24 protein-coding genes and 1 other RNA gene are annotated in these 25,598 nt (G+C 32.8%); 12 read left to right on the plus strand and 13 right to left on the minus strand.

Annotated elements, in window-relative coordinates; all coding sequences use genetic code 11:
* The 4 genes from DFQ06_RS01415 to DFQ06_RS01430 form a co-directional block, all read right to left on the minus strand.
* Window positions 1-729, minus strand: coding sequence for a DUF6048 family protein (locus DFQ06_RS01415; RefSeq protein WP_042494735.1), 729 nt, complete (start codon window positions 727-729; stop codon window positions 1-3).
* On the minus strand, window positions 695-1,246 hold the full coding sequence (locus DFQ06_RS01420) for a DUF6452 family protein (RefSeq protein ID WP_133965619.1): 552 nt from the start codon (window positions 1,244-1,246) through the stop codon (window positions 695-697). Before DFQ06_RS01420 ends, DFQ06_RS01415 begins: the two co-directional genes overlap by 35 nt.
* A gap of 56 nt (window positions 1,247-1,302) precedes the next feature.
* The gene (rlmD, locus tag DFQ06_RS01425; RefSeq protein ID WP_133965621.1) at window positions 1,303-2,715 is read right to left on the minus strand and encodes a 23S rRNA (uracil(1939)-C(5))-methyltransferase RlmD; all 1,413 of its coding nucleotides are present in this window, start codon (window positions 2,713-2,715) and stop codon (window positions 1,303-1,305) included.
* A gap of 221 nt (window positions 2,716-2,936) precedes the next feature.
* Window positions 2,937-4,106 carry a mechanosensitive ion channel gene (locus tag DFQ06_RS01430; protein WP_042503821.1) on the minus strand — a complete coding sequence of 390 codons (1,170 nt, stop codon included), beginning with the start codon at window positions 4,104-4,106 and terminating at the stop codon, window positions 2,937-2,939.
* Between the two features lie 214 nt (window positions 4,107-4,320).
* Here DFQ06_RS01430 and rocD point away from each other — a divergent pair, with 214 nt between their 5' ends.
* On the plus strand, window positions 4,321-5,601 hold the full coding sequence (gene rocD / locus DFQ06_RS01435) for an ornithine--oxo-acid transaminase (protein ID WP_133965623.1): 1,281 nt from the start codon (window positions 4,321-4,323) through the stop codon (window positions 5,599-5,601).
* A gap of 73 nt (window positions 5,602-5,674) precedes the next feature.
* Here the strand turns inward: rocD and DFQ06_RS01440 are convergent, their stop codons facing one another.
* From DFQ06_RS01440 to DFQ06_RS01450, 3 genes are all read right to left on the minus strand, one after another.
* Entirely contained in the window at window positions 5,675-6,001 is a 327-nt protein-coding gene (locus DFQ06_RS01440) for a CCC motif membrane protein (RefSeq protein WP_042503824.1), read from the minus strand.
* A gap of 9 nt (window positions 6,002-6,010) precedes the next feature.
* Window positions 6,011-6,295 (minus strand): DUF2752 domain-containing protein, encoded by a 285-nt coding sequence (locus tag DFQ06_RS01445; protein WP_133965625.1) that lies wholly within the window; start codon window positions 6,293-6,295, stop codon window positions 6,011-6,013.
* Between the two features lie 104 nt (window positions 6,296-6,399).
* Window positions 6,400-8,238 carry a T9SS type A sorting domain-containing protein gene (locus DFQ06_RS01450; RefSeq protein WP_133965627.1) on the minus strand — a complete coding sequence of 613 codons (1,839 nt, stop codon included), beginning with the start codon at window positions 8,236-8,238 and terminating at the stop codon, window positions 6,400-6,402.
* A 174-nt stretch (window positions 8,239-8,412) separates the two neighbouring features.
* On the opposite strand from DFQ06_RS01450, the gene DFQ06_RS01455 reads away from it, so the two are divergent.
* Both DFQ06_RS01455 and DFQ06_RS01460 read left to right on the plus strand, forming a co-directional pair.
* A complete protein-coding gene (locus DFQ06_RS01455) occupies window positions 8,413-8,607 on the plus strand; it encodes a hypothetical protein (protein WP_042494742.1) in 195 nt (64 codons plus the stop codon).
* Window positions 8,608-8,612: 5 nt separating this feature from the next.
* Window positions 8,613-9,176: a Smr/MutS family protein gene (locus DFQ06_RS01460; protein ID WP_133965629.1), complete on the plus strand. Its 564-nt coding sequence runs from the start codon at window positions 8,613-8,615 to the stop codon at window positions 9,174-9,176.
* Between the two features lie 3 nt (window positions 9,177-9,179).
* Here DFQ06_RS01460 and DFQ06_RS01465 read toward each other — a convergent pair whose 3' ends face one another.
* Entirely contained in the window at window positions 9,180-10,082 is a 903-nt protein-coding gene (locus tag DFQ06_RS01465; protein ID WP_133965631.1) for a hypothetical protein, read from the minus strand.
* 225 nt (window positions 10,083-10,307) lie between these two features.
* Between DFQ06_RS01465 and DFQ06_RS01470 the strand changes: the two genes are divergently transcribed.
* Complete coding sequence (locus DFQ06_RS01470) at window positions 10,308-11,450, plus strand: cysteine desulfurase family protein (protein WP_133965633.1); 1,143 nt, start codon at window positions 10,308-10,310, stop codon at window positions 11,448-11,450.
* A 142-nt stretch (window positions 11,451-11,592) separates the two neighbouring features.
* Window positions 11,593-13,038 carry a cell wall anchor protein gene (locus tag DFQ06_RS01475; protein ID WP_133965635.1) on the plus strand — a complete coding sequence of 482 codons (1,446 nt, stop codon included), beginning with the start codon at window positions 11,593-11,595 and terminating at the stop codon, window positions 13,036-13,038.
* 10 nt (window positions 13,039-13,048) lie between these two features.
* On the opposite strand, the gene DFQ06_RS01480 is transcribed toward DFQ06_RS01475, so the two are convergent.
* Both DFQ06_RS01480 and DFQ06_RS01485 read right to left on the minus strand, forming a co-directional pair.
* Window positions 13,049-15,505 carry a TonB-dependent receptor gene (locus DFQ06_RS01480; protein ID WP_133965637.1) on the minus strand — a complete coding sequence of 819 codons (2,457 nt, stop codon included), beginning with the start codon at window positions 15,503-15,505 and terminating at the stop codon, window positions 13,049-13,051.
* 23 nt (window positions 15,506-15,528) lie between these two features.
* Window positions 15,529-17,214, minus strand: a complete 1,686-nt coding sequence (locus DFQ06_RS01485; protein ID WP_133965639.1) for a M23 family metallopeptidase — start codon at window positions 17,212-17,214, stop codon at window positions 15,529-15,531.
* Between the two features lie 176 nt (window positions 17,215-17,390).
* Here DFQ06_RS01485 and DFQ06_RS01490 point away from each other — a divergent pair, with 176 nt between their 5' ends.
* The 4 genes from DFQ06_RS01490 (at window position 17,391) to rny (ending at window position 19,808) form a co-directional block, all read left to right on the plus strand.
* On the plus strand, window positions 17,391-17,681 hold the full coding sequence (locus DFQ06_RS01490) for a hypothetical protein (protein ID WP_042494746.1): 291 nt from the start codon (window positions 17,391-17,393) through the stop codon (window positions 17,679-17,681).
* A 15-nt stretch (window positions 17,682-17,696) separates the two neighbouring features.
* On the plus strand, window positions 17,697-17,990 hold the full coding sequence (locus DFQ06_RS01495) for a cell division protein ZapA (protein WP_042494747.1): 294 nt from the start codon (window positions 17,697-17,699) through the stop codon (window positions 17,988-17,990).
* A 58-nt stretch (window positions 17,991-18,048) separates the two neighbouring features.
* A non-coding RNA gene (gene ssrS, locus DFQ06_RS01500) (6S RNA) lies at window positions 18,049-18,174 on the plus strand.
* A 59-nt stretch (window positions 18,175-18,233) separates the two neighbouring features.
* Window positions 18,234-19,808, plus strand: a complete 1,575-nt coding sequence (gene rny / locus DFQ06_RS01505) for a ribonuclease Y (RefSeq protein ID WP_074936310.1) — start codon at window positions 18,234-18,236, stop codon at window positions 19,806-19,808.
* Window position 19,809: 1 nt separating this feature from the next.
* Here the strand turns inward: rny and DFQ06_RS01510 are convergent, their stop codons facing one another.
* Window positions 19,810-21,024, minus strand: a complete 1,215-nt coding sequence (locus DFQ06_RS01510) for a sensor histidine kinase (protein ID WP_052415273.1) — start codon at window positions 21,022-21,024, stop codon at window positions 19,810-19,812.
* A 140-nt stretch (window positions 21,025-21,164) separates the two neighbouring features.
* Window positions 21,165-22,061: a site-specific tyrosine recombinase XerD gene (xerD, locus tag DFQ06_RS01515; RefSeq protein WP_074936308.1), complete on the minus strand. Its 897-nt coding sequence runs from the start codon at window positions 22,059-22,061 to the stop codon at window positions 21,165-21,167.
* Window positions 22,062-22,347: 286 nt separating this feature from the next.
* On the opposite strand from xerD, the gene DFQ06_RS01520 reads away from it, so the two are divergent.
* From DFQ06_RS01520 to DFQ06_RS01530, 3 genes are all read left to right on the plus strand, one after another.
* Window positions 22,348-22,968, plus strand: a complete 621-nt coding sequence (locus DFQ06_RS01520; RefSeq protein WP_042494748.1) for an outer membrane beta-barrel protein — start codon at window positions 22,348-22,350, stop codon at window positions 22,966-22,968.
* 83 nt (window positions 22,969-23,051) lie between these two features.
* On the plus strand, window positions 23,052-23,468 hold the full coding sequence (gene aroQ, locus DFQ06_RS01525; protein WP_042503835.1) for a type II 3-dehydroquinate dehydratase: 417 nt from the start codon (window positions 23,052-23,054) through the stop codon (window positions 23,466-23,468).
* A gap of 93 nt (window positions 23,469-23,561) precedes the next feature.
* Window positions 23,562-24,059 (plus strand): hypothetical protein, encoded by a 498-nt coding sequence (locus DFQ06_RS01530; RefSeq protein ID WP_133965641.1) that lies wholly within the window; start codon window positions 23,562-23,564, stop codon window positions 24,057-24,059.
* A gap of 62 nt (window positions 24,060-24,121) precedes the next feature.
* Here the strand turns inward: DFQ06_RS01530 and lpdA are convergent, their stop codons facing one another.
* Complete coding sequence (lpdA, locus tag DFQ06_RS01535) at window positions 24,122-25,498, minus strand: dihydrolipoyl dehydrogenase (protein ID WP_133965643.1); 1,377 nt, start codon at window positions 25,496-25,498, stop codon at window positions 24,122-24,124.
* Window positions 25,499-25,598 lie beyond the last annotated feature (100 nt).

Here is a 25,598-nt window from a genome sequence, read left to right on the forward strand (position 1 = left end):
CTAGTTGTCTTTTTTGTAAAGTGGAATGCGGTAAGATAATGTATAGCCAAAACCTACGCCAATACTATTGCTATCGTATGTTTTGTTGAAACCAGGAATGTAAACATTTTGAAAATTGTCTGGTTCTGTTTCTGTTACTAAAAATTTTAGTTGCACGTTTACGCCAGCATATAAATTATTGAATAGTTCAATTTTCATACCTAAAAGGACTTCTGCCCAAACAGCAGTTAAATCGTTAAACTCTTGTAAATCGCTAGATGAATATTGTGGCAGCCAATATTGGTTGGTGTTATATATGGTGTAGCTGTTAAGTTCTTGACTAAAGGAGCTAAAGCCTAAACGAAACCCTGTGTAAACCATATTATCCATATCTAGCCAGTTATCGTACATATTGTAATCGAAACCTGCTTTAATATAACTTCCTTTGGAGGTAATATCTAAATAATCTGTTATTGTGTTTTTGTTATCAAATCCAATTTCAGCTGCAGCATAAAGATCTTTTTTTAGTCTATAGTCGGCCACTATTTCAAAGCCACTATAGTTATCTTCAGCAAAAGAACGTGCTAGTTTACTAATATCTCCACCTATACGAATACCGTATTTTTGTTTGATTTTAGTAGAGTCGGTAACTGTTTCCGGGATACTATCGTTTTGTGCATTTACAGACACACAAAATATTAATAGCATTACGCTATTAATGAAATAAGTTAAAGTGTGTTTCTGTTTCATCTTCTACAGATTGATTTGAATTTAGGGGTTGTATGGATTCTATCCAATTATCTTCATCACTTTCTATTTGTACCGTTACGTTTTCATAAATAGTTTTGTAACCACAAGCTCGCGATACAAAAACTTCGGTACGGCTATAGTTTATGGTAATAATATCTATGTTTGATTCATCGGAGAGAAAATCGTCTGTATCATCATCTGGGGTATCATTATCGTCTAGAACATAATTGTTAATAAGCGCATACTGTGTTGTATTATCGGTAGTTTTTAACGGAAGTACCAATTGGTTGCTTGTTACTATTTCATACCCCGATAAAACTTCATCATTATCAACACCAATTACTACTAATTTAAAAACATTTTTACTGCTATCTTCGTCGGTATAATCTAAAAGATCGATAATTAAATTAGGTGTTGTAGGTGTAATAGCCGGACAAATATCATCACGTTCACAACTTATAGTTATCCCCACAATTAATATCATTATGGGGATAAAAAGAATTTTAAAATATTTCATACTTTATTACAATGTATTCCTAAAATTAAAAGAAAAACGAACGCTTAAATTCTAAATTATCGTTTTTCTAAAAGCACTACGTTTTCCACGTGAAATGTTTGTGGAAACATATCTACAGCTTGTGTTTTAACTACCTTGTATTGCTCGTCCATTAAGGCTAAATCTCTAGCCTGTGTAGCACTGTTACAGCTTACATAAACTACTTTTGCCGGAGCAATATTTAATATTTGTTGTACTACATCTTTATGCATACCATCACGAGGTGGATCGGTAATTATAATATCTGGTGTACCGTTGGCTTCAATAAAATCGGCATTAAAAACATTTTTCATGTCGCCTACAAAGAATTCAACGTTGTTTATGTTATTAAATTGTGCATTTTCTTTTGCTGCGGTAATTGCATCTGGCACAGCTTCTACACCAACTACTTTTTTAGCTTGCTTGGCAACAAACTGAGCAATGGTTCCGGTTCCGGTATATAAATCGTAAACAAGCTCATTACCAGTTAGTCCTGCAAAATCTCTAGTGATTTTATAAAGCTCGTAAGCTTGCTCGGAGTTGGTTTGGTAAAATGATTTGGCATTAATTTTAAATTTTAAGCCTTCCATTTCTTCAAAGATATGATCGTTGCCTTTGTAGCAAATCACTTCCTGATCGTAAATAGTATCATTTGCCTTACCGTTAATAACATATTGTAAAGATGTAATTTCCGGGAACGTTTCACCTAAATAATCTAATATTAGTTCACGTTTCTCTTTATCTTCTTTAAAGAATTGAATCATTACCATAATATTACCAGTACTAGATGTTCTAATCATCATGGTACGTAATAATCCAGTTTGGTTTCTTGTATTAAAGAATTCTAAATCATTCTCAAGCGCGAATGCTTTAACGGCATTTCTAATGGCGTTAGAAGGATCGGCTTGTAAGTGACATTTTTTAACATCTAAAATTTTGTCCCACATACCAGGAATATGAAATCCTAAAGCATTTCGATCTCCTAAATCTTCATCCGACTGCACTTCTTCTAGAGTTAACCATCGGCTATCACTAAATGAGAATTCCATTTTATTTCTATAGAAATACTGATTTTCAGCACCAAAAATCGGAGTAACTTCTGGTAATTCTATATGCCCAATACGGGTTAAATTATTTGTAACTTCTTTTTGTTTGTAAAACAGCTGATGCTCGTAAGCCATATCTTGCCATTTACAACCACCGCAAGTGCCAAAATGCTCGCAAGCAGGCGTGGTTCTTTTATCCGATAGTTTATGAAATACCGTAGCTTTACCTTCATAATACGCTTTACGCTTTTTAAAGGTTTGCACATCTACCACATCGCCAGGTACAGCATTAGGTAAAAAAATAACTTTTCCGTCGGGTGCTTTGGCTATGGTTTTTCCTTTAGCTCCGGCATCAATTACTTCAACGTTTTCAAAAACTTGTTTTCTTGTTTTTCTTCTAGACATGCTGCAAAAATACTAATAGCCAGAAATAAATTTCATATTATTTTCAATTACTTTAATGGAATTTTAATTTCAACTAGAATATAAGATGGTTTTTAGGTGAAGAAGGCGAGGAGAAGCTTAATAATCTCTAATTTTTTAGAATGAAATAAGAAAATATTCTACATAAAAAAAAGCTGCTCGGTAAATTACTGAACAGCTTTTAATTTTTTGAGGGCGATAAACTATTTTTTATTGAATTTGTTAAGTATTTTATCCATTTGTTTTCCTGCAGCTTCACGTCCACCAAGTCCGAAAGATAGTATGATAGTTAGTGCAACTGTACCTAAAGAAATACCGAAGGCAAGATTGATAATTTCATCAGCAAGTCCCATAGTTCTTAATCCGATGGCTAAGAAAATGGCAATAATGGCAATTCTAATGATAGATGCAACAAAAGCATTATCATCATTTTTCGCAAAGTTATTGGCAGCAACAGAAGCTATCCAGTTTCCAATGGCTAAAATAATAAGTCCGAAAATTATTTTACCAGAGTAGTTTGTAATGGTATATAAAATATCGGTTAAATAGCCAAATTCTAATTTGTCTACAGCGGTTGTAAGTCCAAATAAAATAATAAAGTAATACACTAAGTTCCCAATAATGGCTACTAGGTTAGTGTTTCCTGTAACGGCACCTAAACCAGCTTTGTTGAAAAAGTTGTTCAAATTCATACTGTTAAGTAGGTCTTTTATAAGTTCACTTAAAAAACGACCACCAACTACAAATAAGATAATAATAATTGCAGCTAAAATTACTTTTGGAATAGCACTAAAGAAATCCTTTAACATCGTTGTTGCAGGTTCCGAGATGGCATCCATATTAAGGATATTAAATGCTGAAATTAATAACGGAATAAAAATAAAGATGAACACAATTTTTTTAATCACGTTAACAATATCAATATTTTCTGGTAATTTTAATTTTGGAGTTAGTTTTTGAATAGAATCTCCAGAAAGTTCAACTAATTCAGATACTATAGTTGCTAGCATGTAACCAATATAGCAAACTAAACCAGCACCAATAATATTTGGAATAAACCCAGTGAATTCGTCTAGCATATTTTTTAAAGGGTCGAGTACACTACTCATTCCTAATTTTTCTAAAGCCAAAGTGAAAACAAAAATCATTACTAAAAAGTAAACCAGTTTGCTTATAAAGCCTGAAATTCCAATTTTGGAATTTTTCATTTTATTGTCGATTCCCGTTTTGCTAAGTAATTTAAAAATAACTCGTTTTAGTAATCCGGCAATAAACCAACCTATAATGATGATAATTAAAGCGCTTAAAGCACTTGATAAATTTCCACCAATAGATTGTGAAAGTTGTTCTAATACATTTGTTAAATAGTCCATAATTTTTTGTTATTGATTAAGTAATAGTTACTACTTGGACACATTAAATATTAAAAAGACACATTTTAATTGAATATTTCATAAATTTGGCATTCCTAGGGATGATTTCTCTCCCACGCTGAATTTTCGAAACTTCGAAAGGATAAAGGTAGAGAAGGAATGGTTATTTTATAATATCCATTTTTTTGGATATAAACGTTTAAATTTTTTTAAAATGGCTGTTTTAGACCAATTAACTTCGCAACAAGCGATAGATTTAGAAAACAAGTATGGTGCACACAATTACCATCCACTACCAGTAGTATTGAGTAGAGGAGAAGGTGTGTATTTATGGGATGTAGAGGGTAAGAAATATTACGATTTCTTGTCGGCCTACTCAGCAGTAAACCAAGGGCATTGTCATCCAAAAATTGTTGGAGCCATGACAGAGCAAGCGCAAACATTAACCTTAACCTCTAGAGCATTTTATAATGATGTGCTTGGTAAGTTTGAAAAATACGCTACTGAAACCTTTAATTACGATAAGTTATTACCAATGAATACGGGTGCAGAAGCTGTAGAAACAGCTTTGAAACTATGTAGAAAGTGGGCTTACGAAGTAAAAGGTATTGATGAGAATGAAGCTGAAATTGTAGTTTGTGAAAATAATTTTCATGGGCGTACCACAACCATTATTTCTTTTAGTAACGATCCTGTAGCTAGAAAGAACTTTGGCCCTTATACGAAAGGATTCATTAAAATTGAATACGATAACCTAAAAGCGCTAGAAGATGTTTTAGTAAATAATAAAAACGTCGCTGGTTTTCTTGTAGAACCAATTCAAGGTGAAGCAGGAGTTTATGTGCCAAGCGAAGGTTATTTAGCTTCAGCAAAAGCACTTTGTGAAAAGCACAATGTTTTATTTATTGCAGATGAAGTGCAAACAGGTATTGCAAGAACAGGGCGTTTATTAGCAACTTGTGGGAACTGCAGTTGTGCAGATAAACATTGTTCTGGAACTCCTGAAGTAAAAGCTGATATTTTAATATTAGGAAAAGCCTTGTCTGGAGGTGCATACCCTGTATCTGCGGTTTTAGCTAATAACGAAATTATGAATGTTATAAAGCCAGGGAATCACGGTAGTACTTTTGGAGGAAATCCAATTGCAGCGGCCGTTGGTATCGCAGCTTTAGATGTTATTAAAGATGAAGAATTAGCTAATAATGCTTTTGAGTTAGGTGAATTGTTTCGATCGGAATTGTCTAAATTTATAGAAACAAGTTCTATAGTAAATGGTGTTAGAGGAAAAGGTCTTCTAAATGCTATTTTAATAAACGATACAGAAGAAAGTGATACGGCTTGGAATATATGTATAGCTTTACGCGATAATGGTTTATTAGCCAAACCAACACATGGTAATATTATTCGTTTTGCACCACCATTGGTGATGACGAAGGAACAATTATTAGATTGTGTTTCAATTATAACAAAAACACTATCTCAATTTGAAAAATAATTGTTTTAGTAATTAATGAAATAAAAAAAGCGACCTATGGGTCGCTTTTTTATTTGTAATAAATCAATAATAATTATTGATTTTGGTATTGTTCCATAATCTCTTGAGATTGCATCATAACTTGATCCCAACCCACCGTAGCAATTTGGTAAATAGTAGATATTAGGTATAGTACGTTTATTATAAGTATCACCAAGGCTACTATTTTTGCAGTATTCATCGCTTTTACGCTTGCAGGATCGTACTTCTCTGGGTTTGCTTTTGCTGCATTTAATTTACTATTTGCAATAAAAAAGGCAATACCAGCCAATATAAAGCCGAAGCCTCCAATACAGCAGCATAATAGTCCGATAATTGCTAATACATATACTAGCGTTGGGTTCAGTTTTTCTTGTTCCATGTGTTAATTTTAATTAATTATTTTAATAAAATAGCTTGTTACAATAGTCACGATTGTTGCTATAGCTAAAATTGTTGTGATAATATTTGAGTGCTTAAATTTAAAGACCATATTACTTCCTATGTAAATAAAAAGAAATATTAAAGGGTATATAGCAGGATACATTTTAAAAGCAGCAATAAAGTCACCCTGAAAAATTAATGAAATAGAGCGCTGTATACCGCAGCCCATACATTCTACACCAAATAGTTTTTTATTTAGGCATGGAAGCATGTATTTTTCTAGAGATTGCATGTTTTATTTGTTCTAAGTATGCTAAAATAATAAAAGCCAACTAACAAAAAAATGCTTTATGGATTTTTTGTTAGTTGGCTTTTTTTAACCAGTATTAAAATGGTTTAATTAATAATTATCTTTTTATTGAATGTTGTGTTGTTATCTAGTGTTGCTTTTACAATATAAACACCTGTACTAAGTTGTTTTGTAGAAAGCTCGTAAGCATTAGAAATGTCATTAGGTCTCTCTGTTATTACTTGTTTTCCTGAAACATCATATACCAAAATAGATTTTATATCTAAATTCGAAGGATTTAAAACCTTAAGTATATCTGTTGTGTTATTTTGAATAGCGTCCATGCTATCTACAAGATGTTCTTCGGTAGCCAATGTAACGTCTGCTCTAAACGTAACTTCAAAACGTTCCGTGTAATTTCCTGCATCGAGGTTTACACTAAAGTCTTGACTTTGTAAATTAACATATAGGTCAGTTGTTTTGTCATGAATGAAAATTGGTAAATCTGAATCGAAATTTTGAACATCTGCGATTTTAATGTTTACTGGCATATCATTAGCTATCGTAATATGTAAAGGTATTTTCATTGCTTCATTAAAAGGTAGTGCTTGAGCGAGATAAGCTTCATTTTCCAAGAGCCAGTAAGCATCAGATCCAAGCTTATCATTTTCGTTTTGTTTAATTTCTAATCCACGATCAAAACTTTCAGTAGCGCGATCATTAAAAGTCTCAACTAGTTGTCTTGAGTAAAGGTTGTTAAAGCTAATATTTAATCTAAAGCGTTTCGTGTCCTCAGCTACAGTTGTGAAAATTGAATTTTCAGTTTTTTCCCCTTTGGAGTTAGCCGATTTGAAAAAAGCACTATTTCCGCCAGATTCTTTTTCATAAACACGATGACTATTTTTTGCTTTCAAGGTTCCACTAGCATTAGCTAAAATCTTAAATCCTTGTCCAATAGGAATATAACGTTCAGGTATTTTGCCTGTATTGGTTGTGCCACTATTTCCAGCTTCAGTACCGTCTGTATTATAAGTTTTAAAGACAGCTGGAACAATAGTAGGGACGAAAGAAAACTCATCAATAGTATATGTTGTATATCCGCCATCATAACTAGCTAAATTATGAGAATCGGTAGTAGGGTCTTGTTCCCAATAGCGTAAAACGCCATCAAAAACATTTCTATTCTCAGCATCCCATATGTAAGCGTGAGCATCCATTGCAGAAGGGTATGGGTTTCCAACAAGAGTTTCGGAGCCATTGACAACAGTGATGCTAATTGTTCCTGTATTTGGTTTACCTCTAAAATCGTAGTTCTGATTTTCTCCAGAGCCAACAGTGCCTTTCATAGAAAAGCCATATCCAGGAGCTATAAGTGTTGCGTCCCCTGCGTATACCCAACCTGTATAGTCTGTTCCTGCAGGGTAAGTCCAAATCCAATAAGGCTCTATATTCAAAGGGGCAGATGTTCCATTATAGCCAGGCTGGTGGGTTGTACCTGCAGAAGTAGAATTTACATCATCTACAATGTCATTAAGTAGTGTAATTCCAAATAAGCCATTTCCGGCAGTAGCAGCAGGAAGTCCTGTAGGCGAACACCAATAGTTATATTCGTAAGCTCCAACATTTCCATCTTGGTAAACACTTAATGCGCCTTCTCCTGAGTTTCCTGTAGTTCCAATACCTTGTATTATTTGAGCTTCAGTTCTTAAATATATTGTACTTGCAGGTTCTCCTAGGTTAATATCATCTTCAACAAATACAATTTCATCATTTACATAAACATATGCATTGTTTCTTACAGCTAGTTGAGCTTCTGCAAATTGACATAATAATACTGTGAAGAACAGACCAAATCTAATTGATAAAATAGTTGTTTTTTCTTTCGTTAAACTGCATTTTAACGAGCTAAAAAGCGTTTCACGGATGTTTGGTGTAGGTTTTATCATAGTTTTTTAATGAATATGGAACAATACAAATATACTAAAACTTTGTTAACATCATATTATTTATATAAAATGGTTAAAAATTAAGTGTTTGATAATTAATGATTTAATGTTTTTGAGTAATTTAAGAAATTATAATCTCAATTATTTTGATTAGTATTTGTTTAAATTTGCCGAATGAAGTATTTAAATTATATATTAATTTTAGTTGGAGCAGTAGTTGCTATGTATGCTAAAGTTGGTGCAGAGCAGAACCAGTATTTACTAATGGTTGGTATTGTTTTTTTAATGATGGGAGTTTATAGAATTTCTAAATTAGTACCAAGTAAAAGGGATGAAGATTTAGAAAACAACGACTCAATAGAAAACTAATTACTATGAAATTTAAAGTAAACGATTTTGTTTTAGTTTTAGATGAAAACCTGTCTGGGCATATAAAATCTATTGCCGGAAATACAATATCTATTGAAACAATCGATGGTTTTTTGTTAGATTTTGAAGCCGAAGAACTCGTTAAAGATACTTCAAAGAGCGATTTTTCTACTGGTGTTTTTTCTCATAAAAGTTTAAGTTCTGTTTTAGATGAAAAAGAAAAACCAGGTCGCAGAAAATCTGTTAGAGTAAAACCAAAAGAAAGATTTGAACCTACAATGGAGGTCGATTTACATATTAATCAACTTGTAAAATCCTCTAGAGGCATGAGTAATCACGATATGTTAACCACCCAATTAGATACAGCAAGGTATAAGCTAGATTGGGCTATTTCTAAACGCATACAGAAAATTGTATTTATCCATGGTGTTGGAGAAGGTGTGCTTAAAATGGAATTAGAATATTTATTTGGTCGCTACAACAACGTTAAATATTACGACGCCAATTACCAAAAATATGGTTTAGGCGCCACCGAAGTTTATATTTACCAAAATGTAAGTGTTAATTAAAGCCTACTCAAAATCTGGTGTTACACTTTCCGATGATGTTAAACCACTATCGCTTAAAACACCAAAATCAAAATCGTCTTGAGATAAAAAGCTTAAGCTAATTTCTTGCAAGTTTACAGTTACTAAATAGGTGTAGTAAATTGTATGTTCTCTATAAGCTGTTGCCGGAACTGTTTCTGCAACGGCAGGATTTAAATAATCTGCACCAACATCACTGTTAGTAATATCATTATTTGGACGTTGATCTTGTGAGTCATTTTCTTCATCACGAGTTAAAACACCATCGTCATCATCATCAGCATCTAAATAATCAGGAATACCATCACCATCGGTATCTTGAGCATCTTCTAAATCACCATCACCATTTGGGTCTGGGTTTTCATCTTCAGTTAAAATATTATCACCATCATCATCCCAATCAATATAATTTGGTAAACCATCACCATCAGTATCATCATTAGTTAAATCGCCATCACCATCTAGATCTTCTAAGCTTGCTAAAATTCCATCTTCATCATCTTTAGTTAAAACAGTTAAAATTTCCGCAGTACAAGCATCACTTTCACTAGAAGTAATCGTTACTTCATCAGGAATATCGTTACAAAATAGGGTTGAGGGTAAACTTTCATCACTATAAGTTCTATAGTAAAACGTAGCACCTAAGGCAAGTTCTAGAGAATCATTACTTTCTACCGCTAGAATTTCATCTAAAGTCAAATCAGAAATTAATACTGATAAAGATTCTGATGGATCGTCTTTCGTTTTATAAAGAACAAGATCTGATACACCTTCGCATGCGCTAAACTCATCGTCGAATTCAAGCTCTACGGTAATAATATCACCATCATCACAGCCTTGGATTGAAATTAAACAAACAGCAATAAAAATATAAATTAACTTACGCATGGACATCTATTTTGCCACAAAAATAGTGGAATTGATATTGATAACAAATAAACTTCAAAATTACAGATTAAATTCGTTTTTATCATTTTTTTAACCTACTTAATATGTAATAAAAAATAATGAGTAAACTGAATTTTGCAATGTTGTAAAATTCATTTCAAACTAATAACGAACGATATTAGAAATAATTTTATTTGAAGTATTTTTGTTGCTTAATAAAGTAATATGAAACCAGTATATTTTGATAATGCCGCAACAACAGAACTGAGAGATGAAGTTATTGATGTTATGGCTCAAGTTTTGAAAGCAAACTTCGGAAACCCATCATCTTCACACAGTTTCGGGAGGTCTTCAAAATCTTTAATCGAAAAATCTAGAAAGGCCATAGCGAGTTGTTTAAATGTTTCGGCTAGTGAAATTATTTTTACATCGGGTGGCACAGAGGCTGATAATTTAATTTTGAATAGTGCCGTTCGCGATTTAGGCGTTAAGCATATTATAACCACAAAAATTGAACATCATGCCGTTTTACATACAGTAGAAGCTTTACAGGAAAGCCATAACATTGATGTCAGTTTTGTTAATTTGGACAGCAAAGGGAATTTGGATTTTAATCATTTGGAATCCTTATTACAAACAGAAACCAAAACATTGGTGAGCTTAATGCACATTAATAATGAAATTGGCAACATTACCGATATTAAGCATGTTTCTAATTTATGTAAAGCTAATAATGCACTTTTCCATAGTGATGCCGTACAATCTGTAGGGCACTATAATTTAGATTTACAAGATATTCAAGTTGATTTTATAGCTGCAGCAGGTCATAAATTCCATGGTCCAAAAGGTGTTGGTTTTGCTTTTATCAGAAAAAATATAGGATACCTTAAACCTTTAATTTTTGGAGGAGAGCAAGAACGCGGACTTCGAGCAGGTACAGAGAGTGTGCACAATATTGCTGGTTTAGAGGCGGCTCTAAAATTATGTCACGAACGTGCAGAAGAAGAGCATGAATATATTAATGGCCTGAAATTATATTTTATAAATGAAATTAAGGCGGCTTTACCGGGTGTTACCTTTAATGGAGAGTCAGAGAATTTAGAAAAAAGCACTTATACCTTAATTAATGTTTGCTTGCCAATTCCGGCAAATAAATCTGCTATGCTGCTCTTTCAATTAGATTTAAAAGGTATTGCTTGTTCTAAAGGCAGTGCGTGCCAAAGTGGAAGTAATAAAAAATCGCATGTTTTATCCGAAATATTATCTGGTGACGATTTAGAGAAACCGTCTTTAAGATTCTCATTTAGTATTTTTAATACAAAAGCAGAGGTTGACTATGTGATTTCTATTTTGAAGGAATTCGCTTAATAATAATTTGTTTTTATATAATAAATCCGATTAAATGATTGTTTTTAACGTTTAAATGTGTTTTTGTAGTGTTTAACTGATTTTTTATGCTTAACTTTGCGCTTTATTTATTATATTTAGAGTAACTTAAAGCTAAGCGAACATGAAGAACACTACTATTTTTATCGGATTATTATTTTTAGTCCTTTTTCAGATACCAACATATGCACAAGTAGGTATAGGAACAACTACTCCTGATGCTTCTTCAATTCTAGATATAGAATCTACAACTCAAGGAATTTTAACACCAAGAATGACAACTGCACAGCGAATTGCTATTGCTTCTCCTGCAGAAGGTTTAATGGTTTTCGATATCGATGAAGGTTCTTTTTTCTATTTTGACGGAACAGTTTGGGTTGAGTTAGAAGGATCAGTAACTAGAGATAATTATAAATTAGTGAAATCTGCAGCCGATTTGGCCGATGAGCTTGCTGCGGGTGGTGGAACCGAATACTTATTTACTACCGACTTTATGTATGAAATTAATGGCACAATAACTTTAGCTGCACCAATTAATTTAAATGGTGCTTATTTAGTTGGAGAGGATACAAACGAAGATATTTTAATGCGAGTTGGAGGTACTATTTTTGAAGGTGATACTGGCGGTTCTATTAGGGGGCTTACTTTAGTAGCCTCTGGACCTGGAGCAGCGGTATTTAATCTAACGGGTAGTACTGGAACAGAGCGTTTTGTGTTTCGAGATAGTGTTGTAGCGAACTCAACTTCGGTTGGTACTATTTCTTCATATGGATTAGTTTTTATTAGTATTGTACAGTACGTAAGTAATGCAGCAGGAATTACTTTTGATGATATACACCAGTTACTTTTAAATTCTGAAGGATGGGCTAGTGATAATACAGGTATTTATCAAACTTTTACAGGTGACTTTGATATTATAGCCAAACAAGGTGGTTTTAGTAAAGTAGTGGGCGCAACAGCGGCAATCGATATCACAGGAGTATCAGCTTTGACTAGTGGAAATATAAGTAATGTTAATTTTTATGGAGGAGGCAATTATGTTAATGGTTCTTCTCCTTATACTGGCTACGATTTTTCTAATAAATGGGATGTGGATAGCCCGGGAATTCCCGTAGAAACAGATGGGGTAGCATCTGGTAATTTTTACTTTAATGGTACTTTAACAACGGGGTTTTCTCAATTTATATCTAACGGCACTCCTGTTGAAGTACAAGGCACAGGTGGTTTTGATGCTCCTAGATTGTTTCGGTTTATAGCGTCTGAAGGGAATAATAAATTAACCTATGATGGTATTAAACCTAGAAAATTTCAAGTAAATGTATCGATGTCTATTCGTGTAGATAATGCTGCAGGTAATTTTTACGCTTTTGTTATTGCTAAAGAAGGTGTTTTAGTTACTGAATCTAACGCAGTTGTACGTATTGATAGTGATCTTCAAATTCAAAATGTATCATTAAATGCCGATATTGATTTAATAGCAGGTGAAAGTATAGAGGTTTATGTTCAGCGCTTAACAGGTTCAGGTACAGATGAACTTGCTGTTTTTTCAGAGAATTTATCTATTAAATAAAACGTTAATATTAAAACCTCATACTAGTTTTTACATTAAAAACACGCGGTGTTAAGTAATTAGGAATCGCATATTGGCGTTTGCTATATACATCGCGTACCCAAGTGTTTGTTATAGAGTTTTGAGCATCAAACATGTTATAGATTTCAAACCCAAAAGACAAAGCTTTAAAAGGCTTTCTCCAACCACGATCAAATTGTTTTTTATCATCGACTACCACAAATTGTAACCCTAAATCGGCACGTTTGTAATCTGGTAATCTGTTTTGATAATCGTAAGGATCGGCATAACTTGGCGATCCACCTGGTAAGCCTGTATTGTAAACTAGATTTAAATACACTTTCATGTTTGGTACATTAGGTACATAATCTTGAAATAAGGCAGCAAACTTTAAACGCTGATCTGTTGGGCGTGCAATATAGCCACGATTATCTATATTCTCCTCATTTTTTAAGTATCCAAAACTAAACCAAGATTCGGTTCCAGGAACAAACTCTCCGTTTAAGCGCATATCTAAACCATATGCATAAGCTTCAGCATTATTATTGGCAGCATAACGGATACGTACGTTTTCTAAAGTGTACGGATTAACATCGGTAATGCCTTTATAATAAAGTTCGGTAGTTAATTTAAAGGGGCGTTCCCACATTTTAAAACTATAATCGTTTCCTAATACAACATGAAGTGATTTTTGAGCTTTAACATCAGGCTGAATTGTTCCCGAAGCATCACGTAACTCACGATAGAAAGGTGGCTGATAATATAAACCTGTAGCTACTCTAAATAGCATATCTTTTTCCCAATTAGGTTTTATAGTGAATTGTGCACGCGGACTAAATACGATTTGATTGCTTCCAGATATTCCATCTCCCGAAACCGACCAACTATGTATACGCCCTCCGGCATTGTACCAAACATCGCTATTGCCTATAGTAGAGCGTTTACTCCATTGCGCATAGGCTTGCAGTCTATTAATTTGCGTGCTATTTGTAGCTCTAATATTTTGATAAGGTTCTAGCGGACCGCTAAATGGCGTATAAGGTTGCTCGTTTGCTACTGTTTTTGGAGGCCTAATAGAGAATCCTGCCGAATCTATGGTTTCCCATTCTACTAAGCGGTCTCTAATATCTTCGTGAGTATATTTTATAGACCATTCAATATGGTTATCTTCAATTCTTAAATCGCCTTTATGCTCAATATTTGTAATTAAGGCGTCAAGATCGTTTCGGCCATGATTTAATTGACTACCAACACCTTCGCTAAATTCTACCTCTCCTAAATTCTCGTCACCAATATTACTATTAACTTCACCTAATCTATATTGTGCTAAAATATCAAAATACTCTTCTTCTGTAGTGTGGTAAGTTGAGGCTATTAACTTTAATGTTAAATCATCATTTGCAAAATAGCTTCCTTTAAAAGCTCCAAAATAGGTTTGATATTCATCTTTTTCTTGTCCTTCATAAAATACTAAAAGCGCAATAGGATCGGCAAGTGTTCCAAAATTGGTCTGTCGGCTTTGCGGTTCAAAATTGTATTTATTGATAGAGGCGTTTCCTAAAAAACTCAAATGAAATTTATCGGTAAATTTATAAGTCAAAAATGCTTGAGCATCTGCAAAGGTTGGTTTAACATTAGTTTCGGTTTCCTTAGCATCAACTAGCAAACTATTGTCGCGATAACGTAAACCTATAATGCTTGTAAATTTAGAATCTTTACTAATATTTTCTACGGAAAGACTTCCGCCAAGTAAACTCAAATCGGCATTAACTTCAAACTGGTAAGGTGTTTTATAGGTAATATCTAAAACTGAAGATAATTTATCGCCATATTTAGCTTGAAATCCACCTGCTGAAAAATCAACATTTTGCACCAAATTAGAGTTTACAAAACTTAGACCTTCTTGTTGGCCGGAACGAATTAAAAACGGACGATACACTTCTATATCATTCACGTAAACCAAATTCTCATCGTAATTTCCACCGCGAACAGAGTACTGTGTGCTCAATTCGTTATTATTACTAACGCCTGGTAAGGTCATTAATAGGTTTTCTACACCGGCATTAGCACCGGGTATTTTTCTAATGGTTTCTGGTTTTATAGTAATTATACCTTCAATATCTTTTCTGCGGTTGCTTGTTACTACAACAGCGGCTATTTGCTCGAGAGAAGTACTCATTACAGGATTGAATTCGAAGATTTCTCCGTTTTTCAAATTAAAAGTACTCGATATTTTCTTGAAAGCTAAATGTGTAAATTCAACTAAAACATCTTCATTTATATTTATAGTTAAACTGTAAAACCCGTTGGTATTACTAATGGTGCCTTGCGTACCAGATTTAATACTCACCTGTTCTACGGGTAAATTGTTTTCATCTAAAATAATACCTTTTATAGTTGCTGTTTGCGCAACCCCATTGTAAAGGTTCCAAAAAAATAAACTGAAAATTAAAAGTTTTGTTTTCAAATGAATTGATGAGTTAGTTCGTGTTATTTCCTGTAAAATAACGCTTCAAAAGTAGAGCTATTTCCAACATTATCAGTAACAATAACTTTTAAATTATTGTTAGTGTCTGTAAAATCGCCATCATTAAAATCGTAAGTTAAAGTATTTGTTTTGTATTCGTATTCCATTAAAATAAATTTCCCGTTAATGGTTGCTCGGTAATTAGAAATGCCAGAAAGATCGTCGCTAATTTTAACTTTTAGATATCTAAAATTACTTAACCATTGCTTATTTTTAAAATTATCTGCCTTAATAGTAGGAGGAACGCTATCTGTTGCTAACGCGTATTTTCCTAAATATTTTGTGGTAGTCGATAAAATATCGCCTTTTCTTTTTGTTGTAGAATAAGCTGGGTAATCTTTGTAGCCAAGTAGACGAGCAATAAATAGTTTGCTTTTATCGGCATCGTTATATTGGCTAACATCAAAAGAGATATTGAAACTTTTTTGTGTTGGTACCGTATCGTCATGCAATAATAAGGTGTCGTTTTTTACTTCAAAATCTAAATAAAAATCGTTGTAAAAAGTATCTTTATAAAAATCGACAGTAATTTTATCTTGTTTTAAATTGGTTACTTGATCGGCTTTAATAAAATAAGGTGTTATTTTCTTTTCCTTGGGTTCGGTAATGGTCTTTTTTGTTCCCTTTATATTAACGGTAATCCAGGTTGAATTGTTTTTATAATCGGATACTCTAATTTTGTAAACGGAATTGGTGCTATCTTTTATAGTTAAAATACCATTGTTAGATACCGATTTATATAAGCTTAATTGGTTGTCTTGTCGGTACAAACGTTGAATGCGTTCTCTTTTAGTTTTAAAATGCTCGTAATCGATTAAGGCATTAATGTGTTTTGTTTCATCGAATGAAAATTCTTTAAAATCAATTTCAAAATTACGCAAACCATTAATTACGGTTTGTATGTTGTACACACCATTAGAGTTTCCTGCCAAATCTTGTCGGTCAATAGTTTTAATTCCAAAACCAATATTTCCAATGGCATCGATTTTTTCGGTAACAAAATCACCATTTTTTAGAGGCACCAATCTTACTTTTTGCTTTTTATTCTTCTTATTTACAAATGAAGTGCTATCTAAAGGGTACACGTAAAGTGATTGCACAACAGGGGCTTTAGTGTCTAGAATGTCAATGCCAAAAAGCATTGGGTTTATGGGGTGCTCGTCTTTGTTTCTAATTTCAAAATGTAGGTGAGGACCGCCAGAACTGCCCGTGTTTCCACTATAAGCCACAAGTTCACCTTGCGTTACAGGTAATTCTTCTGGAGTAGGAAATAGCTCAATTTCATAACTTTCGGCCTCGTATTGCTTCTTTTTTATGTAAGCTTCAATTTCTGGAGATAGTTTTGATAAATGCGCATACACTGTAGTATAACCGTTTGGGTGTGTAATGTATAGAGCTTTACCGTAACCGTAATGTGCAATTTTAATACGGCTTACAAATCCGCTTGCCGAAGCATTTACTTTTAAGCCAATGCGTTGTTTGGTTTTAATATCGAGTCCGGAATGGAAATGATTAGACCGCAGTTCGGCAAAAGTACCAGCGAGTACCAAAGTACCCTCTAAAGGATTTGCAAAATAATCTTGTGGATAGTTGTTTTGGGCGTTCAATAAAAACGAACAGAACAAAAGAAGGGAAAGGATAAATTTCATAGAATAAATGTAACTGCTAAAATATTAATTTGAGATGAAAACACAAAGAATAAAGCAAAAACTAAGCCATTGTATTTAAAAGGAGTTTAAAGGAATAATCTAAAAATTTATTGAAAAACTATTGTAATTTATAGCGAACTTGGTTAACTTTGTAAGATAAGTATTGAAATTTGTAAATGAGTAATATTGAGGATATTGTAGATTCGTTAGAAAACAAAATTAGCAAAGTATTACATAAAATAGAGCTTTTAAAGCAAACTAATTTGAAATTAAATGAAGAATTAGAAGTTTCAAAGCAGGAAATTTTGAACCAAAAAAAGCTAAATGCTAATTGGGAAGAAAAATATGAAGCTCTTAAAATTGCAAATTCAATGCTTGGTGGTGACGATAATAAAAGAGAAACTAAGCTTAAAATAAATGCCCTAATTAGAGAAATTGACCATTGTATTGGACAACTATCTGAATAGTGCTAATTAAATTCAATGTCCGACAAGCTTAAAATAAAGCTATCTATTGCTAATCGCGTATATCCTTTAACTATTGACCCAAGTCAAGAAGAAGGTTTACGTAAGGCGGCAAAGAACATTGAAGTAATGATTAAAAAATTTGAGCAAAGTTATTCTGTTCGAGATAAACAAGACGTTTTGGCTATGTGTGCCTTGCAATTTGCATCTCAAGTAGAGCAGAAGTCTATAGATAAAACAAATATAAACGAGCATGTTGAAGAAAAGCTTGTTGCGCTTAATAGTTTGTTAGATTCTCACATAGGCTCTTAATTCGTTCTTTAAAATAAACTAAAAAGTTACTGCCTACATTGGTTATTTTTTTTGATAAACTCAACGTTAATTCTTTAAAAAGGGTGAGTTTAAGTTGTAAAAGCAGGCTGCAACACTAAATTTATTTAGTGTTAGACAGATCCTTGATCAGCTTGTTAGCCCTAAACTTGTTTTTAAGGAGTTTATACAAAACTTTATGCTAGTGTAGGCTTTTTTATATATTATAATCAACTAATTTAAACGATGGATAACTCAATTATATTTGCAGTAGGTGGTGTTATATTAGGGCTTGCAATAGGCTTTATTATAGCAAAAACGTTAGAAAAAAACAATGCGTCTAAACTTATAAAAAACGCTAAAAAAAATGCAGCATCAATACTTAAACAAGCTAACCTAGAAGGTGAGAGTATTAAAAAAGATAAAATGCTACAGGCTAAAGAAAAATTCTTAGAGCTAAAAGCAGAACACGAAAAGGTTATTTTAAGTCGTGATAAAAAAATGAGTGAAGCTGAAAAGCGCACTAGAGATAAAGAATCTCAAGTATCAAATGAACTTTCCAAGAGTAAAAAAGCTAACGATAGTTTAGAGAGTAAAATAAAGGACTATAACCACAGACTTGATGTATTAGAAAGCAAACAAGAAGAGGTTGAAAGATTACACAGAAGTCAAGTACAACAATTAGAAGTTATTTCTAGTCTTTCGGCAGAAGAAGCTAAAGAGCAATTAGTAGAGTCTTTAAAAGGTGAAGCTAAAAATGATGCGATGGCTTTTATACAGAGTTCTATAGAAGAAGCTAAGCTTACAGCTGAACAGGACGCTAAGAAAATTATAATAAACACCATACAGCGTATTGGAACAGAGGAAGCAGTTGATAACTGTGTATCTGTATTTAATATCGAATCTGATGATGTTAAAGGACGTATTATTGGTCGTGAAGGTAGAAATATACGTGCCATTGAAGCAGCTACAGGAGTAGAAATTATTGTTGATGATACGCCAGAGGCTATTATCTTATCTTGTTTCGATTCTGTACGTCGTGAAATAGCAAGATTATCACTTCATAAATTAGTGACAGATGGTAGAATTCACCCTGCACGAATTGAAGAAGTAGTTAAGAAAACTCAAAAACAAATAGAACAGGAAATTATAGAAGTTGGTAAGCGTACGGTTATCGATTTAGGTATTCATAATCTACACCCAGAACTTATTAAAATGGTTGGTAGAATGAAATATCGTTCATCTTACGGACAAAACTTATTACAACACTCACGTGAGGTTGCTAAGCTTTGTGGAGTGATGGCAGCAGAATTAGGTTTAAACCCTAAACTTGCAAAACGTGCTGGGTTATTACACGATATTGGAAAAGTGCCAGATGCTGAAACAGATATGGAAACGCCACATGCTATATTGGGAATGCAATGGGCTGAGAAATATGGTGAGAAAGACGATGTAATAAATGCTATTGGAGCACACCACGATGAAATTGAAATGAAATCTTTACTAGCGCCAATTATACAAGTTTGTGATGCAATCTCAGGAGCAAGACCAGGAGCACGTAGACAAGTATTAGACAGTTATATTCAACGTTTAAAAGACTTAGAGGAAATTGCTTTCGGATTTAGTGGTGTTAAAAAAGCATACGCTATTCAAGCCGGTAGAGAACTACGTGTGATTGTAGAAAGCGAAAAGGTTAACGATCAAACAGCTGCTGATTTGTCGTTTAATATTTCTCAGAAAATCCAAACAGATATGACGTATCCAGGACAAGTAAAAGTTACTGTAATTAGAGAAACAAGAGCAGTTAATATTGCAAAATAAACTACTGGTTTAAAGTAGAAGACGTATTAAAGCTTTCCTTTTTTTTATTAAGAAGGAAAGCTTTTTCTTTTGGAAAAAAGAGTTTAAATGTCGTGCCTTCGTTTAGTTTACTATCAATAGTAATTTTACCTCCTAAATCTTCAACTTGTATTTTAGTAAGATATAAACCTATGCCTTCAGAATCGTCTCTACTGCTTTCGTGAAATGTGTTGTACATTCCAAAAACTTGCTCTTTATATTTTTCTAAATCAATACCAATACCGTTGTCCGAAATCGAAATTTCAAAGCCTTCCTCTGTTTGAACACCTTTAATATTTACTATTGGTGTCTTTTGAGGGTGAACGTATTTTACAGCGTTAGAAATTAGGTTATGGAATATACTTTCTAAATAAGACGAGTTTCCTTTAAGATATAAGTTAGAAGGCAAGTCTGTGTTTATAGTCGCTCTTTTTGTAGCTATTTCAATAGATAGATTACCTAATGTTTCTCTAACTACACCATTTATGCCTATGTTATTGTTTAGGTCGTTATACTCTGAGTTTACACTAATAACGTCATTTAAATTGGTGATAGTAGTCGTTAACGCAGACGAAATGGTTTTTAAATAATTAAACATTTCATCTTTTTCTTGTTGCGTTGTAGACGACTCGTGAAACTCTAGTACGTTTTTAAAGTTACCAATATGGGTTCTTAAATTATGAGAAACTATATGCGTAAAATTATAAAGTCTTTTATTTTGACTTGTAATTATGTTGAAGTTTTCATTTAAAAGCACTTCATTCCGCTTACGAGATGTAATGTCTATATGTGTACCTATAATGCGTAACGGTTTACCGTTTTTATCTTTACTAACAATTTTTCCGCTATCTAGAATCCATCTATAGCTACCGTCTTTACAAAGTACACGGTGTTCATTTTTGTAGAGTTCTAGTTCGCCTGTAATATGTCTTTGAAAATCGCTATTGTAAGCAGCTTTATCTTCTGGGTGTACACGTTTGTTCCATTCATCGGCATGGTTACCAATTTCATGATCATTGTATCCTAAAATATTTTTAGATTCAACTGAATAAAACACTTCGTTCATCTTTGCATCCCAATCCCAAACACCAATTTTAGAGTTTTCAACAGCAAATTGCCATTTTAAACTATTGGAGTTATTAGAATTAGTTCTATGTTCAAATAGACGACGAATAGGGGAGAATATACGCTTAATCATTTGGTTTTCTTAGGGTTATTAATGTAATATGAATTATAAGTAGGTGCTATTTAGACGCATTAAATAGTAATAGGTCACAGTTTTGGTCTTGATTTTGTTTCAAATCTTACATAAGAAACAATATTTCTCGGATAAAAGCACTATTTTCTTGGATGAAATTTCTCTACAACCTTAGTTAAATGGTTTCTGTCTAAGTGCACATAGATTTCGGTGGTGGTTATACTTTCGTGCCCAAGCATAAGCTGTATCGATCTTAAATCTGCATTGTTTTGAAGTAAATGTGTTGCAAAAGAATGTCTAAATGTATGTGGAGAAATACTTTTATTTAAATCTATTTTCACTGCCAACTGTTTTATAATGGTAAAAATCATGGCTCTTGTTAATTGTTTACCCCGACGGTTTAAAAACAAAGTATCTTCAAAACCTGCTTGAATGTTCATGTGTTTTCTAATATCTTTTCTGTAAATATCAATATATTTTTTAGTAACATCAATAATAGGTACAAAACGCTGTTTGTCTCCTTTACCGGTAACTTTTATAAAGCCTTCTTCAAAAAATAAATCCGATAGTTTTAAATTCACCAATTCACTAACACGCAAGCCACAGCCATATAGTGTTTCTAACATGGCTCTATTACGTTCGCCTTCTGGTTTGCTTAAATCTATGGCTTTTATAAGGTTATCAATTTCTTCTTCTGATAAGGTGTCTGGAAGTTTTCTTCCTATTTTAGGAGATTCTATAAGCTCCAAAGGGTTGTCTGGTCTATAATCTTCGAAAACCAAGTAATTAAAAAAACTACGTAAACCAGATATTAATCGAGACTGTGAACGCTCGTTAATATGTTTAGAGGTGTTATAGATAAATTCTCTAATGGTTTCATCTGTAATTGAAATAGCTGTTTCGTTAATATCTTTTTCCTCTAAAAAAGATATTAATTTTTCAACATCTAGTACATAGCTGTTAATTGAATTTTGAGATAACCCTCTTTCTATTTTTAGATAAAAGGTATAATCTTTTAAAGCTTGACTCCATTTCATTATGATAAAAGTAAAGAATTTTTTGGATTAAATAGAGATTGGATTGCTCATATTTTTGGAAGTATTTAATAAACAAATGAATAAGAAATCACAGTGTATTTAAGGATGAAAAAAAACTGATTTTCGGCTTTTTTTATGTTAAAAAAAAAGTTTTTTCTGTAGATATTGATTACCAATGAGTTGTAGTCTAAACAATGTTAAAATTATCACAAAGCGGGATTAAGTGTTAATTTAACGGGTAAACAGTCTTTAATTTGCGGAATATTTAAAATAAAACAATTTAATTATGAAAAAATTATTTTTTGCTGCGGCAATTGCAGTTTTCGGATTTACTACAGTAAATGCACAAGATGATACTACTGAATTTGGTTTTGGAGAAGGTAACGTTTTTGTTGAAGGAAGTTTAGGTTTTAGCAGTACTAATGACAAAAACTTTGATACAAAATCTAACACTTTTAACTTTACACCAAAAGTAGGTTATTTTTTAAATGATGATTTAGCAGTTGGTGTTCAATTAGATTTTGGTACAGCTAAAACTTCTGCTTCTGGAACTGACACTTCTAAAAACTCAAATGTTGGAATTGGTGCTTTTGGACGTTATTACTTTTTAGATTTAGGAAAACGTTTTAAAACGTATACTGAACTTGGTGTTGGGTATAACACATTAGATGACAAAATTTCTGATGTTAAAGTGAATTCAATTGGAGCTGGTCTAGATTTAGGTCTTAACTATTTTGTAAAAGAAAACATTGCACTTACTTTCGGATTAGATAATGTTTTAGCATACTCTTCTTCTAAAGTAGATGTATCTGGAGCTAAAGCTACAAACAGTTTTGAGTTTGGAGTAGGTGAAGTAAACAATCCTTTTGGTGGAACTGCTAAATTTGGAGTATTATTCGTATTCTAAGTAATAATAGTTATTGAAAATAAAAAAAAGGAAGTCGTAAAGGCTTCCTTTTTTTATGCGTAAAAATTAAATATATTTACCATATGAAAAAACTAATGATCATCAACGGGCCAAATCTAAATTTGTTAGGTAAACGCGAACCTGAAATTTATGGTAGCTTAACTTTTGAAGCTTTTTTTAGTGAATTAAAAGAAAAGTATCCATCGGTAAGTTTAGAGTATTTTCAGTCTAACATAGAGGGAGAGATTATAGATAAGTTGCACGAAGTTGGTTTTAGTATAGATGGTATTATTTTAAATGCAGGAGCTTATACGCACACATCCATCGGTATTGGCGATGCTATAAAAGGAATTTCCACTCCTGTTGTAGAAGTACATATTTCTAATACATTTGGTCGCGAAGCTTTTCGTCACCAGTCTTACATTTCACCAAATGCTAAAGGGGTTATATTAGGTTTTGGTATGGCAAGTTACGGATTGGCTATACAGAGCTTTTTGTAAAAGTCTTTTAAGTTTAAATTATAAATAAATTGTGAAAGATTAACAGGTATTAAGGTTAAATTTGTGTAGTATTAAGTTTACGATAATTTATATATGAAACAAAAATTACTTATTCTGTTTTTTATCTGCCCTGTATTTTTTATTGTAAATGCTCAAGAAAATTCTAAAGAGAAGGAAGATGCCTTTGAGATAACCGATGATGTTAACATAAACAACAGCGTTTTACCATTTTCAAACTACTTTTCGGAATATAGAATAAGTGATAATTGGAACATCCGTGCAGAGAATATTGAAACCAACTTTGGAGGTTTTAATACAAACTATAAGGTGAAAGAATTTCCAATACTTGCAAAATACAGTTTTACTCAAAAATTTAGTGTTATGTTTGGGCCAATAACACGTTTATTATTAAAAAATGGTGTTATTGAAGATGTATCTACATCAGGAACTTTAGGTGTGCAATACGATTTTACTGAATCGTTTTTAATGGAGGCTAGGCTAAATTATAATTTAACCGATGATGCGCCATTTAATTCAAACTTACCAACTACAAATTCTATTTTTAAACTAAGCGGCAAATATAAATTCTAAAAAAAAAGTGCGATTCAAAATATATTGAATCACACTTTTTATATTTATAATATCTAATAGTATTAGATATGTATTACTTCATCATAAGCAGCTGCAACAGCTTCCATAACGGCCTCACTCATTGTTGGGTGTGGGTGAATGGTTTTTAAAACTTCATGACCTGTAGTTTCTAATTTTCTACCTAAAACAGCTTCAGCAATCATATCAGTAACACCAGCACCAACCATATGGCATCCTAACCATTCGCCGTACTTAGCATCAAAAATTACTTTTACAAAACCTTCTTTGTTTCCACCAGCACTAGCTTTTCCAGAAGCAGAGAAAGGGAATTTACCAATCTTTACATCTAAACCTTGTTCTTTAGCTTGCTTTTCAGTGATACCAACAGATGCAATCTCAGGAGTACAGTAAGTACAACCAGGAATGTTTCCGTAGTCTAAAGCTTCAACGTGTTGTCCAGCTAATTTTTCTACACAAAGTATACCTTCAGCAGAAGCAACGTGTGCTAAAGCAGGCCCAGGAGTAATATCTCCAATAGCAAAATATCCAGGAATATTAGTTTGGTAAAAATCGTTAACAATTACTTTATCTCTATCCACAACAATTCCAACATCTTCTAATCCAATGTTTTCAATGTTTGTTTTAATACCAACAGCGCTTAAAATAATATCAGCTTCAAGAACTTCTTCACCTTTACTAGTTTTAACTGTAGCTTTTACACCTTCTCCAGATGTATCAACAGTAGTCACTTCAGCAGAAGTCATTACTTTAATACCAGATTTTTTGAAAGAACGCTCAACTAATTTAGATACGTCTTCATCTTCAACAGGTACAATGTTTGGTAAATATTCAACAATAGTTACATCAGTTCCCATAGAGTTGTAAAAGTATGCGAACTCAACACCAATAGCTCCAGAACCAACCACAATCATTTTCTTAGGTTGTTCTTTTAACGTTAAGGCTTGTCTGTATCCAATAACTTTTTTACCATCTTGCGGTAAGTTTGGTAACTCACGAGAGCGAGCACCTGTAGCTATAATAATATTGTCGGCGCTATATTCAGTACCATCAACATCTATTTTTTTACCTGGTTTAAGTTTTCCAAAACCATCAATTACGTCTACTTTATTTTTCTTTAGTAAAAACTGAACACCTTTACTCATACCGTCTGCAACGTTACGGCTACGTTTTACAACAGCATCAAAATCGTGTTCTGCATCTGTTACTTTTAAACCGTAATCTTCAGCATGTTTTAGATATTCAAAAACTTGAGCAGATTTTAATAAGGCTTTGGTTGGAATACAACCCCAGTTTAAACAAACCCCACCAAGATTTTCTTTTTCAACAATAGCAGTTTTAAAACCTAATTGTGATGCTCTAATAGCTGTTACATAACCACCAGGACCACTTCCAAGAACAATAATATCGTATTTACTCATTTGTTAATTTTTAGGTTACGAATTTACAAAATCGAAATGTAATAATGAATTAACAAAGCCTTAAATCGAAAAAAAAAGCACGCTCCTGTTCCTTTTGGTT

Source organism: Algibacter lectus, from assembly GCF_004368925.1.
GTDB lineage: Bacteria > Bacteroidota > Bacteroidia > Flavobacteriales > Flavobacteriaceae > Algibacter > Algibacter lectus.

Bases quoted from the DNA above. Each gene is read 5' to 3' on its own strand.
- DFQ06_RS01465 (WP_133965631.1), bottom strand. From the start codon at position 10,082: ATGCGTAAGTTAATTTATATTTTTATTGCTGTTTGTTTAATTTCAATC.
- DFQ06_RS01485 (WP_133965639.1), bottom strand. From the start codon at position 17,214: ATGAAATTTATCCTTTCCCTTCTTTTGTTCTGTTCGTTTTTATTGAAC.
- DFQ06_RS01460 (WP_133965629.1), top strand. From the start codon at position 8,613: ATGAAATTTAAAGTAAACGATTTTGTTTTAGTTTTAGATGAAAACCTG.
- DFQ06_RS01495 (WP_042494747.1), top strand. From the start codon at position 17,697: ATGTCCGACAAGCTTAAAATAAAGCTATCTATTGCTAATCGCGTATAT.
- DFQ06_RS01530 (WP_133965641.1), top strand. From the start codon at position 23,562: ATGAAACAAAAATTACTTATTCTGTTTTTTATCTGCCCTGTATTTTTT.
- rny (WP_074936310.1), top strand. From the start codon at position 18,234: ATGGATAACTCAATTATATTTGCAGTAGGTGGTGTTATATTAGGGCTT.
- rlmD (WP_133965621.1), bottom strand. From the start codon at position 2,715: ATGTCTAGAAGAAAAACAAGAAAACAAGTTTTTGAAAACGTTGAAGTA.
- aroQ (WP_042503835.1), top strand. From the start codon at position 23,052: ATGAAAAAACTAATGATCATCAACGGGCCAAATCTAAATTTGTTAGGT.
- DFQ06_RS01510 (WP_052415273.1), bottom strand. From the start codon at position 21,024: ATGATTAAGCGTATATTCTCCCCTATTCGTCGTCTATTTGAACATAGA.
- DFQ06_RS01450 (WP_133965627.1), bottom strand. From the start codon at position 8,238: ATGATAAAACCTACACCAAACATCCGTGAAACGCTTTTTAGCTCGTTA.
- DFQ06_RS01475 (WP_133965635.1), top strand. From the start codon at position 11,593: ATGAAGAACACTACTATTTTTATCGGATTATTATTTTTAGTCCTTTTT.
- DFQ06_RS01520 (WP_042494748.1), top strand. From the start codon at position 22,348: ATGAAAAAATTATTTTTTGCTGCGGCAATTGCAGTTTTCGGATTTACT.
- DFQ06_RS01470 (WP_133965633.1), top strand. From the start codon at position 10,308: ATGAAACCAGTATATTTTGATAATGCCGCAACAACAGAACTGAGAGAT.
- DFQ06_RS01430 (WP_042503821.1), bottom strand. From the start codon at position 4,106: ATGGACTATTTAACAAATGTATTAGAACAACTTTCACAATCTATTGGT.
- DFQ06_RS01420 (WP_133965619.1), bottom strand. From the start codon at position 1,246: ATGAAATATTTTAAAATTCTTTTTATCCCCATAATGATATTAATTGTG.
- lpdA (WP_133965643.1), bottom strand. From the start codon at position 25,498: ATGAGTAAATACGATATTATTGTTCTTGGAAGTGGTCCTGGTGGTTAT.
- DFQ06_RS01490 (WP_042494746.1), top strand. From the start codon at position 17,391: ATGAGTAATATTGAGGATATTGTAGATTCGTTAGAAAACAAAATTAGC.
- DFQ06_RS01415 (WP_042494735.1), bottom strand. From the start codon at position 729: ATGAAACAGAAACACACTTTAACTTATTTCATTAATAGCGTAATGCTA.
- DFQ06_RS01440 (WP_042503824.1), bottom strand. From the start codon at position 6,001: ATGGAACAAGAAAAACTGAACCCAACGCTAGTATATGTATTAGCAATT.
- rocD (WP_133965623.1), top strand. From the start codon at position 4,321: ATGGCTGTTTTAGACCAATTAACTTCGCAACAAGCGATAGATTTAGAA.
- xerD (WP_074936308.1), bottom strand. From the start codon at position 22,061: ATGAAATGGAGTCAAGCTTTAAAAGATTATACCTTTTATCTAAAAATA.
- DFQ06_RS01455 (WP_042494742.1), top strand. From the start codon at position 8,413: ATGAAGTATTTAAATTATATATTAATTTTAGTTGGAGCAGTAGTTGCT.
- DFQ06_RS01445 (WP_133965625.1), bottom strand. From the start codon at position 6,295: ATGCAATCTCTAGAAAAATACATGCTTCCATGCCTAAATAAAAAACTA.